Here is an 11,726-nt window from a genome sequence, read left to right on the forward strand (position 1 = left end):
GGCGCTGGCTGAAGCCGCAGCGGTGCCTGAAGCCGGGGTGGCAGGCCGGGGGGCCGGCGGGGTGCGGGGGTCGGCAGCTGCGGTGGTGGTGTTGGCCGTCGTCGGGCGCGGCTCGACTCGAGGCGTGCCCAGCGGCTTGACCACCACCCCCGGTGCGGCCTCGCTGGCGGGTGGCACCACGCGCACGACCTGCCCCACCTCGATCAGGTTGGGGTTCTCCAGGCTGTTCCAGGTGGCGATGTCGCGCCAGTTCTGCCCCGACTCCAGCGCGATGCGGATCAGCGTGTCACCAGGTTTGACGGTGTAGTAACCGGGCTTGCCGGCGTTCTCGGCGCCCGGCAGCACCTTGGGGGCGCTGGCAGATGAAGCGGACGAGCCACCGGCAGGTCGCCCTTGGTCTTCAACCGGGGCACGCCGACCGGGCGAAGCGCAACCGGCCAGGATGAGGAGGGTGGCCGCCGCGGCGACCAGGCGAATGGAAGGTCTCATGGGCATTTGGTTGTGGCCCCAGGTGCAAAAAACACCCGGTGGCACCGTCAGGTCATGCCGGATTTTAGGGGGACGAACAGGACGGCCCCGGCCCGACTGTGTTTCAAGCTGCCATCGGGCAGGCGATCGACGATGGTGAGCACCTGCCCCCGACCGGCCTCTTCCATCGGCGCCACCAGGCGCCCTCCAGGGGCGAGTTGGTCGAGCCAGGCCTGAGGCAGGGCTGCGCCCCCCGCTGCGGCGATGATGGTGTCATAAGGGGCTTGCGGGGCGTGGCCCAGCATGCCGTCACCGTAGACGAGGCGGACGTCGGGCATGCCCGGCACCGAGGTGCGCAGCCCATCGAGGTGCTGGCGCGCCTTGAGGTGCAAATCGCGCAAACGCTCGATGGAGACCACCCGTCGCGCCAGCAGCGCCAGCAGCGCCGCCTGGTAGCCACAGCCCGTACCCACCTCCAGGCAGGCCCCCAGTGGCCTGGCCAACACCGCAGGGTCGGCAGCCAACCCCGGGCGCGTGCACAACGCCTGGATCATGGTCGCCACAACGGACGGTTTGGAGATGGTCTGCCCCAGGCCGATGGGCAGACTGGTGTCTTCGTAAGCCTGGTTGACCAGGGCGGTGTCAACGAACTGGTGGCGAGGCACGCGCGCGAACGCGTCCAGCACGCCCGGGTGGGCAATGCCCTCGGCAGCCAGGCGGGCCACCATGCGCTGGCGAACCGACACCGAATCGAGCCCCACACCCTGGGGGCGACTCTGGCGCTGCCGCTCATCGACGGCATGTTGAAGCGGCGCTTGAGGACGCAACAATTCGCGCCCCGAGCGCACCGAGGCAGCTGCGGCCGCCCCAGCCGGCAATTGGTCAAGCTGCAAAGGAAAGCGCCTGGGCTTGCGCTCTGCCTGACCCTGGCTCATGCGCGCCCCACCCACTGCTGCCATTGGGGAAGGCGCTGGTGATCGGTCATGTCGACCTGAAGCGGCGTGATGGACACACGCCCCTGGCGGATGGCATGGAAGTCGGTGCCTTCGCCCTCTTCGCGGGCCTCGCCTGCGGGGCCGATCCAGTAGAACAGGTCGCCCCGAGGGTTGTGCTGCGGCACCGCCGGGAAGCTGGCGTGTCGGCGGCCCAAGCGGGTGATTTCCCAGGGGGCCTGGTCGGCATCGGCGCGCGACGGGATGTTGACGTTGAGCAACCACGGCCTGGCCGCAGGGGGCCGCGCCAGCACCTGCTCGATGACCTGGCGGGCCACCCGCGCGGCCACATCCAGGTGCTCCCACCCCTTTTCAACCAGGGAGAAGGCGATGGCAGGCACGCCGAACAGATGGCCTTCGGTGGCGGCGGCGACCGTGCCGGAGTACAAGGTGTCATCGCCCATGTTCGCACCGTTGTTGATGCCCGAGAGCACCAGGTCAGGCTGGGGGATGAGGCCTGCGGTGAGCGCCAGGTGCACGCTGTCGGACGGCGTGCCCGTGACATAGCGAAAACCATTGGCCGCCGTGTGCAGGCTCAGGGGCTGGTGCAGGGTCAAGGCATTGGAAGTGCCCGAGGCGTTGCGCTCTGGGGCGAACACGTCCACCACTCCCAGGCCTTCGCAGGCTTTGACCAGGGCTTCGATGCCGGGAGCCAGGTAACCGTCATCGTTGGCAATCAGGATTCGCATGCGGCCATTGTAGGAGCGCAACGACAGGTGGGCGCAAAACATGCAAGCGGGGTGCAACAGGGGTGACGCAGCCCCCCATAGAGACCGATAATCCAAGGATGCGGTTCACCCAAATGGCTGATCCCCTTCATGCCCGACTCTCGGGCGCATCATCAACCCAGGCCAATGCACCCAGCAGCCTCGGGAGGAGTCCATGGCTGTCAAGGTACTGATTCTTGAAGACAACCCGGTTGCACGGGGCTTCCTGTGCCGCGTGGTGCGGGAGAGCTTCAGCGACGTCGGCGACATCACCGAAGCCGGCGACCTGGAGGCGGTGCGCCGCATCCTGGGCCATTCGGCAGGGGGGCGCGCCAGTCCGCAAGCCGACCCGTTCCAGCTGATCCTGGTTGACCTCGAGTTGCCGGATGGCAGTGGGCTGGAGTTGCTCACCGAGCTCTCGCAATACCCGGCCACGCGGATCGTCACCACGCTGTACTCCGACGACGAGCACCTGTTTCCCGCATTGCAATGTGGCGCAGATGGCTACTTGCTCAAGGAAGACCGCTTCGAGGTGCTGGTCGAGGAGCTGCAAAAGATCGTGCGGGGCCAGCCGCCGCTCTCGCCCGCCATCGCTCGCAGGCTGCTGACCCACTTCCGCACGGGCGAGCCCATGCCGGGCGCGCCTGCAGCCAACCACACCGGTGCAGCTTCCTCCGCGTCGGCAACGGTGCTGGTGGCCAGCGAACACGAACGCCTCACCCCCCGTGAGAGCGAGGTGCTGACCTACCTGAGCAAGGGCTTCACGATCAAGGAGATCGCGGCGCTGATGGGCATCAAGTGGTTCACGGTGAATGACCACATCAAGTCCATCTACAAAAAGCTCAATGTCTCGAGCCGGGCCGAGGCTGCCGTCCTTGCCAGCAAGCAAGGGCTGGTCTGACCTGGGTTGACCATGTCAGCGCACCTGATCGCAAGCGAGGCCGATGCCGCGAACTGCGAACCAGGCGCTGACCCGACTCACGCCTGGCCCAGCCTGGAGGCCGTTCTCCAAAAACCGCTGAGCCTGCCTCGGTGGGTGGGCTGGCGGCTCAAGGCGATGGCCACCATCGTGGTGGTGGCGATGGCTGGCGTGCTGCTGCTGGCGCACTGGCTGGCGGGGCAGCCTCGTTTCCCCTTCTCGCTCGCGGTCACGCCAACGGGCGAGGTGCGGCTGGACACCGCAGACTACCCGCCCCTGCGCCCACTGGAAGGCAAGACGCTGCAAGCCCTGGGCATCGATCACGGCATGGCCGATGCGCACCCCGCACTCGTGGCCCCGATCCCGCCGCTGGCCCTGTTCCCCAGTGGTCGGTGGCTGCTCGACGAGGATGGTTTGCAGCGTTTCATCGCTGGACACGTGGGCCTGTCCAACGCCCTCGACAACTGGAGCCCAAACGGAGTCGCGGTGCGACTGCAGCTCAAGGGGCACCCCGACGCACCCATCCTGATCGCGCCTCGAGGCTGGGCGGGCATCACACCGGTTTACTGGGTGCTGGCGGCCTTGTCGCTGGTGGTGGCCTCGATGGGAGCGATGGTGCTGCTGTCCAATGCGGACTGGCGATACGGAGGCTATGCCCTGCTCGCCGTGACCCAGGCCGGCAACCTGCTGCTGATGGCCTTGGAAAGCAACCTGGGCCTGTTCACCCCCACGTGGCTGCTGACCCTGGACACGAGCTTGCGCGCGCTGTTCGACCTGCTGGGTGCCGCGGGCCTGGTCCACATCGCGCTGTTGAATGACACGCCGGGCCCCAACTGGGGGTTCAAGGCGGCGGCGGCCTGGCTGGGTGCCTTGGCGATGTGGGCATTGCACGGCAGCCTTTCGGCCGCCCCAGGTTGGTGGCTGCTGCAACTGGGGTGTGGCGGCCTGGCCCTGTGCGCCATCGGCGTGACCTTCACCGAGCAAGCGCGCAGCCCCAACCCCCTGCACCTGCTGATGCGCCGGGTTCTGACGATCGGCATGCTGACCTGGAGCTTGTTGAGCCTGGCCGTCTGGCTCACGCGCGAGCGCCCTGACCTGAACCTCGAAATCAGCGTTTGGGGCGTGGCAGGCTGGCAGGCCTTCGTGACCTCGATGGTGCTGATCGCGCCGTATTTCTCGCGCACGCGCCAGGTGCAACGAGAGTTCATGCTGCTGGCCGCTTCGGGCACGGTCGCCGCATCGCTGGACCTGTTGTTCGTCGCGGTGTTCTCGATGGGTCAGCTGGCGTCGATGGCGATCTCGCTGATGCTGTCGATGGGGCTGTACCTGAGCTTTCGTCGTTGGCTGCTGGCCAGGCTGCCCCGCCCCGACTCCTTGTCGATGGAGAAGGTCTTCCAGCAGATCTACCGCATTGCTCGGCAGATCGAAGTGCAGCCTGAGAGTGCCTGCCCGGCGATGTCCCGCTTGATGCGTGACCTCTTCGACCCGCTGGATGTGATGGTGGCCCAAGGCCATTTGAGCCAGGTGACCCTGGAACAGGATGGCGGGCTGATGCTGGTGCCGGTGCCCAGCCTGACCGCATCCGCGCATGCCCGGCGAACGGTGCTGGTGGTCAAGCACGCCCGCAGGGGCCAGCACCTGTTCACCCGCGACGACTGCGCCTTGGCGCAACGCATCGTCGAGCAACTGCAGCGGGCGCTGAGCTTCGATCAGGCCGTTGAGCAGGGCCGCAGCGAGGAGCGCCTGCGCATCGCGCAGGACCTGCATGACGACATCGGCGCGCGCCTGCTGACGCTGATGTACCAGGCCCCCACGCCCGAGATCGAGGAGTACATCCGCCACACCATCCAGGACCTCAAGACGCTCACGCGAGGCCTGGCCGCGCACACGCATTGCCTGACCCAGGCTGCGGGCGAGTGGAAGCGCGACATCAGCCACCGGCTCAATGTGGCACGCTGCGAGCTGGACTGGCAAATGAAGCTGGAACGCGAGATCGGGCTGAACGTGGTGCAGTGGTCGGCGCTGACGCGCATCCTGCGTGAGCTGGTGAGCAACACCATCAGCCATGCGCAGGCCAGGCGGGTGCAGGTGAGCTTGAGCCTTCAGGGCGGCACGCTGCGGCTGGTGGTGTGCGACGACGGCGTCGGCACGGCCCCCGAGACCTGGTCACATGGGCTCGGGCTGGGCGGTGTACGCAAGCGGGTCAAGCAACTGGGCGGCAACGTGCGCTGGTCAACCTTGGCGCCCCATGGGGTCTGCTGCGAGGTGGAGATCCCGAACTTCGCGGGGGCGTGCCCGGAAGATCAGATCGAACATGCGCCCGGCAACGCTTCCAGTCAAGCCTCCCATTGAGGCGTGTTGCGCAGGACCTCGTCGAGGGTCGTCAGGCCCTCGGCCACCTTCATCACACCGGACAGGCGCAGCGGGCGCAAGCCTTCTTTCGCGGCGGTGCGGCGCAAGCTGGCCATGTCGACCTGCGGGTGCATGGCGCCACGGATGGCCTCCGACACCGGCAGCAACTCGTAAAGGCCGACTCGGCCCTTGAAGCCCGTCATGCGGCACTCCAGGCAGCCCACGGGCTTGTGGGCGTTGACCTTGCCGTTCATGCGCCAGGGGCGGATGGCTTCGGCCAGGGTCTTCTCGTCGAGCTCGGTGTCAGGTTGTTTGCAATGCGGGCACAGGGTGCGCACCAGGCGCTGGGCCAGCACGCCGATGACGGTGGCGCTGATGAGGTAGCTGGGCACGCCCAGGTCGGTCAGGCGCGTGATGGCCGAGGCCGCGTCGTTCGTGTGCAGGGTCGAGAACACGAGGTGGCCTGTCAGCGAGGACTGGATCGCCATCTCGGCGGTTTCGAGGTCGCGGATTTCGCCGACCATGATGATGTCCGGGTCCTGCCGCATGAGGGCGCGCACGCCTTCGGCAAATCCCAGGTCGATGGCCGGTTGAACCTGCGTCTGGTTGAAAGAGGCCTCGATCATTTCGATCGGGTCTTCGATGGTGCAGACGTTGACCTCGTCGGTGGCCACGCGCTTGAGCGTGGAATACAGCGTGGTGGTCTTGCCCGAGCCGGTGGGGCCGGTGACCAGGATGATGCCGTGCGGACGGCCCACCAGGCCTTCCCAGACTTTGGTCTCGGAGGGGGCAAAGCCCAGCGCCTCGAAGGACTTGACTGTGTTGTCCGGGTCGAAGATGCGCATGACGAGCTTCTCACCGAAGGCGGTGGGCATGGTCGACAGGCGCATTTCGACTTCGTCGCCACCGGGGTTGCGCGTCTTGATGCGGCCGTCGAGCGGGCGGCGTTTTTCGACCACGTCCATGCGGCCCAGCAGCTTGATGCGCGCGGTCATGGCCTGCATCACCGCCAGCGGCACCTGGTAGACCGTGTGCAGCACGCCGTCGATGCGAAAGCGGATGGCGCCCATCTCGCGGCGCGGTTCGAGGTGGATGTCGGAGGCGCGCTGGTCGAAGGCGTATTGCCACAGCCAGTCAACGACCTGGATGATGCCCTGGTCGTTGGCGTCGAGCTGGCGGTTGCTCTTGCCGAGCTCGACCAGTTGCTCGAAGTTGTGCGCAACCGAGTCGCCCGTCTTCTTGTTGGCGTCCTTGACGGACTTGGCCAGGGTGTAGAACTCGGTGCGAAAGCGCTGCAGGTCCAGCGGGCTGGACACCACCAGGCGGATTTTCTTCTTGGTGTGCGCCAGGATTTCATCCACCCAGGCCACGTCCAGCGGCTCGCAGGTGGCGATGGTGATCTCGGTGAGGCTGACCTGCACCGGCAGGGCCTTGCGGCGCTCGGCGTAGTTGATGGACATGACCTCGGCCACGCGGGCGACGTCCACTTTGAGCGGGTCGATGCGCAGGTAGGACAGGCCCACGCGGCGGGCCAGCCACTCCGTGAGGGGTTCGAGTTCGAGGGCAGCGCCGGTGTCGGCCCGGGTCAGCGCCATGCCCGACAGGCGCACCAGGGCGTGCTGGGCGCTGTCACCCGCAGCGAAACGCTGGGTCACGCGCTCGGCATCGGCGGGGGTGATGAGGCCGTCTTCGAGCAACCAGGTCAGCAGCTGGCGCCAGGCCAGCGGGCCTTTGGGCAGATCCTTGCCCTGATCGGCATGGGGGCGCGGGTTGGCGCGGGAGGCAGAGGTCGAGCTCATGCAGCAGAGGCCTTCTTGCGGGATGGCTTGGGGCCGGCGGACTGGGCTGCCGCTGGCTTGTCGGGCTTGGACACGGCAGCAGCCGGCTTCCACGCCGACAGCAACTTGACCCATTTTCGCGCGGGCAACGCAAAACGGGTCTCCAGAGTTTCGGCACGTTGCGCCAGCACTTCCCTTGTCGGCATGTCGACGCCCTTCCAGGCCAGCACGATGGTGTTGCCATCCGACGTGGGCTTGAAGACGGCAACGTGGTCCTCGCCGAAGGCGGTGGCGATGCGTCGGGCGCTGCGCTCGAAGCTGGCTTCGCGCCCGAAAAGGTTGACGGTCATGACCCCACCGTCGTCGAGCACGCGCCAGCAGGCCTGGTAGAAGGCCTCGTCGTCGAGCGCTGGGCTGGCGGCTTCGTGGTCGTACAGGTCAACGCTCAGGGCATCGGCTGATGCGATGTGGGCGTCGTCGCGCACGTAGCGGTCGGCATCGCCCTGGATGACCTGCAGGCGATCGTCGTCTTCGGGCAGGTGGAACCAACTGCGGCAGACCTGGACGACCTGTGGGTTGAGCTCGACGACCGTGGTGGGCAGGCGCAGCTCGCTGTGGCAGAACTTGGTCAGGGCCGCAGCGCCCAGGCCCAATTGCAGGCAGCGGGTGCCAGGCAGGTGCTCGGGCTCGCGCAGCAGCAGCCAGGCCATCATGCGCTGGATGTACTCCAGCTCCAGCTTCTGGGGCTTGCGGATGCGCATGGCGCCCTGGATCCAGGGCGTGTCAAGGTGCAGAAAGCGCACCCCTCCTTGTTCGGAGATGGTGGCTTCGGGCAGGGCAGGTTGTCGGGCTCGTTTCACCTCGGCGAGTGTGGCACAGTCAAAGGCATGCCTTCTGCGTTGATCCGCACCGCGGCGATGTGCGCCGCACAGCCTCCGGCCGAGCCTGCAAGCGCCCCATCGCCTGCTGAGACCACGAAGGCTTCAAACACCGAACCCCGGCGGCTGAACGGCCTCGGCCCGGTGGCCGGCACGGGCGCTCGCCTGCTCATCCTGGGCAGCTTCCCGAGCGAAGCGTCGCTGCGGGCCCAGCAATACTACGCCCACCCACGCAACCACTTCTGGCCCATCCTGTCGGCGATCTGGGGCCTCCGAGGCGACCAGGCGTTGAGCGCCCTGCCCTATGACGATCGCCTGCCGATCGTCACAGCCCACGGCTTGGCCATCTGGGACGTGTATGCCGGCTGCGAACGCGAAGGCAGCCTGGACAGCGCCATCCGCGCGGCGCAGCTCAACGACCTGGTCGGTCTGCAGCGGCGCCTGCCCACGCTGCGCGCCATCGCCCACAACGGCGGCGAGTCAGCGCGGCACATGAAACTCACCCAGGCGCTCGGCCTGCCCGTGCACAAACTGCCTTCAAGCAGCCCGGCCAACGCCAGTTGGTCCGTGGAGCGCAAGGTGCAGGCTTGGCGCGAGGTGTTCCAGGCTGCGGGCGTGGTGCAGCCCCCTTGTGCTCGATGAGCCCGATGAGCCCGATGACGAACATGGCAAAACACGTCCGCGCGCCCACGCATCCTTTCGAGCTGCAACTCCTGGGGCCATTCCTCTTGCTGACCGCCCTGGCTGCGGTCTTCCTGAAGATCGCCTCCGAGGTGTTCGAGGGCGAAGCGCATGCCATCGACCTGTGGATCCTGCAGGCTTGCCGGCTCCCGGGTCAGCCCGGCACGCCCATCGGGCCCGTCTGGCTGCAAGAGGGCGTGCGCGACCTGACCGCGCTGGGCAGTCCGGCCGTGCTGACACTGGTGCTCCTGGCCATGATGGGCAGCCTGATGGTGTCGCGGCAGCGACGCATGGCCTGGCTGATGCTCTGGAGCGCCCTGGGCGGGCAGGCCCTGGCCCTGGGCTTGAAGGCCCTGTTTGCCCGCGCCCGGCCAGACGACATCTACCACGCCACCGTGGCCGCTGGCCACAGCTTTCCGAGCAGCCACGCGATGATGTCCGCCGTGATCTGCCTGACCCTGGCAGCGCTGACGGTTCGGCTCACGCGCCGCCCTGCCCAGCGGTGGTTCATCCTGCTGGTGGCCTGTGGGGTGACGATGCTGGTGGGTGCCTCGCGTGTGTACCTGGGGGTGCATTGGACTTCGGATGTGGCCGCCGGCTGGGCCATGGGGGCGGCCTGGGCCTTGCTGTGCTGGATGCTGGCCAGGCGACTGCACGTGGGGCACGAGGCGGTCGCAACGCCGGACAAGGGGGAGCGGCAATGAGCCAGGGACTCAAGGGACAGGGGTTCATGCGACGGCTGGGTCACGCCTGGCAAGGGCTGGCCTCGGCCTGGCGGCTGGAGGCGAGCCTGCGCACGCACGCAGCCGCCACCGTGGTGCTGGTGGCCGTGCTGAGCCTCACGCGGGCTCCGGCTGTGTGGTGGGCCACGATGGCGCTGACCGTGGCGACCGTGGTGGCCAGCGAGCTGTTCAACACCGCCATCGAGGCCCTGGCCGACCACCTGCACCCCGCAATCCACCCCGCCATCGGCCTGACCAAGGACGTGGCGGCGGGTGCCGTGCTGGTCTGCAGCCTGGCGGCGCTGGGCGTGGGCCTGGCCTTCTTCCTGGGGCATGTGTGGCCTTGGTGGTGCGCCGGCCCCAGCTGGCCATTCTGAGCTTTCAGGAGATCAGAGGGACCTCAGGCGCGGCAAGGCTGCCAAGGCGTTCTCGGTGGTGACACGTCGGGTTTCGTCCAGGCTCCAGCCACGCAGGGCCGCCAGGGTTTCGGCGATGCGAGGCAATTCGGCGGGCTCGTTTCGGCTTCGAAGGCCTTGCGCCCGCTGCTCGGCGGTGCGATAGAGCCAATGCGGCGGGATGTCCGGGGCGTCGGTTTCCAGCACCAGCGCGTCGGCGGGCAATTCGCTGGCCAGGCGACGGATCTGCAGCGCCCGCTCGAAGGTCATGGCCCCACCAAAGCCCAGCTTCAAACCCAGCTCGATGAAGGCCATGGCCTGCTGCACGCTGCCGTTGAAGGCGTGGGCGATGCCACCAGGCACAGGCCTGCCGGCATCGCGCAGCCGACGCAGGTGTTTGAGCAGGCCATCGGCGCTTCGGCGCACATGCAGGATGACCGGAAGCCGGCGGCGTGCGGCCAGCTCGAGTTGCTCAGCGTAGATGCGTTCTTGAAGGGCTCGGCTGCCTTCATCCTGCAAGCCTGGCACGAAATGATCGAGGCCGATTTCGCCCACGGCGACCAGGCGAGGGTCGTCCTGCCATCGCTGCAGGGCTCCTTCGAGCTGTTCGACGGCGTCCGCAGGGACCTGTTGGATGTAGAGCGGGTGGATGCCCAGGGCATAGGCGCCCCCACAGCGGTGAGCGGCCTCCCGAGCGGGGCCAAAGGTGCTCGGCATCACGGCGGGGACCACCTGCCGCAGCACCCCGACGGACTTGGCCCGCGCGATCACCTCGTCGCGATCGGTGTCGAACTCGGGGGCATCAAGGTGGCAATGGGTGTCCACCCAACCGCCCTCCCATGTGTCGGTTGTGGCGTTGTTGGGCTTTCCCATCAAGTCGATCGGGGTGACCTGGGGTGCCGAGGCGTTCATCAGGTCGGCCTCGCGGTGTCAGCCCTCGAAGCGCCCGCCGACCAGGCGGCGCATGCGGCTGCAACGCGTTGCCAGTTCGGTGTCATGGGTGACCATGACCAGGGCGGTGCCCTGCGATGCAGCCAGATCGAGCATGAGCTGAAAGACGGTGCCCGCCGTGTGGCGATCGAGGTTGCCGGTGGGCTCGTCGGCCAGCATGCAGGCCGGCTGGGTGACCAGGGCACGGGCCACGGCCACGCGCTGGCGCTCGCCGCCCGACAGCTCGGCCGGGCGATGCCCCACGCGGTTGAGCAGGCCAACGCGGTCGAGCCAGCCTCGGGCCTGATCACGTGCCTGCTCGATGGGCATGCGGCGGATCAGCAGCGGCATGGCCACGTTGTCCAGCGCCGAGAACTCGGGCAGCAGGTGGTGGAACTGGTAGATGAAACCCAGGTGCTGGTTGCGCCAGGCGCCCTGCTCGGTGGCGTTGAGCTCGGACAAGTCACGTCCGGCCAGGCGCACGCGGCCGCGCGTGGGTGCATCAAGCCCGCCCAGCAGGTGCAGCAGCGTGCTCTTGCCTGAGCCTGAGGCGCCCACGATGGCCAGGGTTTCGCCACGGGCGACTTCGAGGTCCACGCCGTCGAGCACGGTCACGTCCAGCGAGCCCTCGCTGAAGCGGCGCACCAGGCCGGTGGCCTGCAAGATGAGTTCGTTCGCTTGGGTCATGCGCGCTCAGATGTTGAGGAACCAGGCGATCAGGTTCTTGGCCAGGAAGCCCAGCAGCCCGAAGCCCAGCACCAGAAAGAGCACGAAGGTGCCGAATTTGCCTGCCTTGGACTCGCGCGCCAGCTGCACGATGATGAAGGCCATGTACAGCATGAAGCCGCCCACGCCAACCGTGAGCCCGAACTGAGCGATCTGCTCTTCAGTGAATCCGTCCATC

The 11,726-nt window shown here is 67.5% G+C and carries 13 protein-coding genes; 5 read left to right on the forward strand and 8 right to left on the reverse strand.

Annotated elements, in window-relative coordinates; translation table 11 throughout:
* From ABG80_RS01845 to surE, 3 genes are all read right to left on the reverse strand, one after another.
* A partial coding sequence (locus ABG80_RS01845) for a LysM peptidoglycan-binding domain-containing protein (RefSeq protein WP_235513718.1) occupies positions 1-489 on the reverse strand: 489 nt, incomplete at its 3' end.
* A gap of 47 nt (positions 490-536) precedes the next feature.
* A complete protein-coding gene (pcm, locus tag ABG80_RS01850) occupies positions 537-1,403 on the reverse strand; it encodes a protein-L-isoaspartate O-methyltransferase (protein WP_058086118.1) in 867 nt (288 codons plus the stop codon).
* The gene (gene surE, locus ABG80_RS01855) at positions 1,400-2,149 is read right to left on the reverse strand and encodes a 5'/3'-nucleotidase SurE (protein ID WP_058086119.1); all 750 of its coding nucleotides are present in this window, start codon (positions 2,147-2,149) and stop codon (positions 1,400-1,402) included. The genes pcm and surE overlap by 4 nt, the downstream gene beginning before the upstream one ends.
* A 193-nt stretch (positions 2,150-2,342) precedes the next feature.
* Here surE and ABG80_RS01860 point away from each other — a divergent pair, with 193 nt between their 5' ends.
* Positions 2,343-3,068, forward strand: coding sequence for a LuxR C-terminal-related transcriptional regulator (locus ABG80_RS01860; RefSeq protein ID WP_058086091.1), 726 nt, complete (start codon positions 2,343-2,345; stop codon positions 3,066-3,068).
* A 12-nt stretch (positions 3,069-3,080) separates the two neighbouring features.
* Positions 3,081-5,438, forward strand: coding sequence for a sensor histidine kinase (locus ABG80_RS01865; RefSeq protein ID WP_058086092.1), 2,358 nt, complete (start codon positions 3,081-3,083; stop codon positions 5,436-5,438).
* On the opposite strand, the gene ABG80_RS01870 is transcribed toward ABG80_RS01865, so the two are convergent.
* Together ABG80_RS01870 and ABG80_RS01875 are read right to left on the reverse strand one after the other, a co-directional pair.
* Complete coding sequence (locus tag ABG80_RS01870; RefSeq protein ID WP_083505725.1) at positions 5,423-7,237, reverse strand: GspE/PulE family protein; 1,815 nt, start codon at positions 7,235-7,237, stop codon at positions 5,423-5,425. The genes ABG80_RS01865 and ABG80_RS01870 overlap by 16 nt on opposite strands.
* The gene (locus ABG80_RS01875; protein WP_152987411.1) at positions 7,234-8,076 is read right to left on the reverse strand and encodes a spermine/spermidine synthase domain-containing protein; all 843 of its coding nucleotides are present in this window, start codon (positions 8,074-8,076) and stop codon (positions 7,234-7,236) included. Before ABG80_RS01875 ends, ABG80_RS01870 begins: the two co-directional genes overlap by 4 nt.
* A 27-nt stretch (positions 8,077-8,103) precedes the next feature.
* Between ABG80_RS01875 and ABG80_RS01880 the strand changes: the two genes are divergently transcribed.
* Genes ABG80_RS01880 through ABG80_RS01890 form a run of 3 tightly spaced genes read left to right on the forward strand, consistent with a single transcriptional unit; the run spans position 8,104 to position 9,874 of the window.
* Positions 8,104-8,736 (forward strand): DNA-deoxyinosine glycosylase, encoded by a 633-nt coding sequence (locus ABG80_RS01880; protein ID WP_083505726.1) that lies wholly within the window; start codon positions 8,104-8,106, stop codon positions 8,734-8,736.
* A 23-nt stretch (positions 8,737-8,759) separates the two neighbouring features.
* A complete protein-coding gene (locus ABG80_RS01885) occupies positions 8,760-9,479 on the forward strand; it encodes a phosphatase PAP2 family protein (RefSeq protein WP_160322408.1) in 720 nt (239 codons plus the stop codon).
* On the forward strand, positions 9,476-9,874 hold the full coding sequence (locus ABG80_RS01890) for a diacylglycerol kinase (RefSeq protein WP_058086094.1): 399 nt from the start codon (positions 9,476-9,478) through the stop codon (positions 9,872-9,874). Before ABG80_RS01885 ends, ABG80_RS01890 begins: the two co-directional genes overlap by 4 nt.
* Positions 9,875-9,886: 12 nt before the next feature.
* Here the strand turns inward: ABG80_RS01890 and ABG80_RS01895 are convergent, their stop codons facing one another.
* The 3 genes from ABG80_RS01895 to ABG80_RS01905 are packed head-to-tail and all read right to left on the reverse strand — an operon-like array spanning position 9,887 to position 11,725.
* Positions 9,887-10,765, reverse strand: coding sequence for a TatD family hydrolase (locus ABG80_RS01895; protein WP_058086122.1), 879 nt, complete (start codon positions 10,763-10,765; stop codon positions 9,887-9,889).
* A 57-nt stretch (positions 10,766-10,822) separates the two neighbouring features.
* Complete coding sequence (locus tag ABG80_RS01900) at positions 10,823-11,509, reverse strand: ABC transporter ATP-binding protein (protein WP_058086095.1); 687 nt, start codon at positions 11,507-11,509, stop codon at positions 10,823-10,825.
* 6 nt (positions 11,510-11,515) lie between these two features.
* On the reverse strand, positions 11,516-11,725 hold the full coding sequence (locus ABG80_RS01905; RefSeq protein ID WP_058086096.1) for a DUF2788 domain-containing protein: 210 nt from the start codon (positions 11,723-11,725) through the stop codon (positions 11,516-11,518).
* Position 11,726: the final 1 nt, after the last annotated feature.

Source organism: Aquabacterium parvum (assembly GCF_001447195.1).
Taxonomy (GTDB): domain Bacteria; phylum Pseudomonadota; class Gammaproteobacteria; order Burkholderiales; family Burkholderiaceae_C; genus Aquabacterium; species Aquabacterium parvum.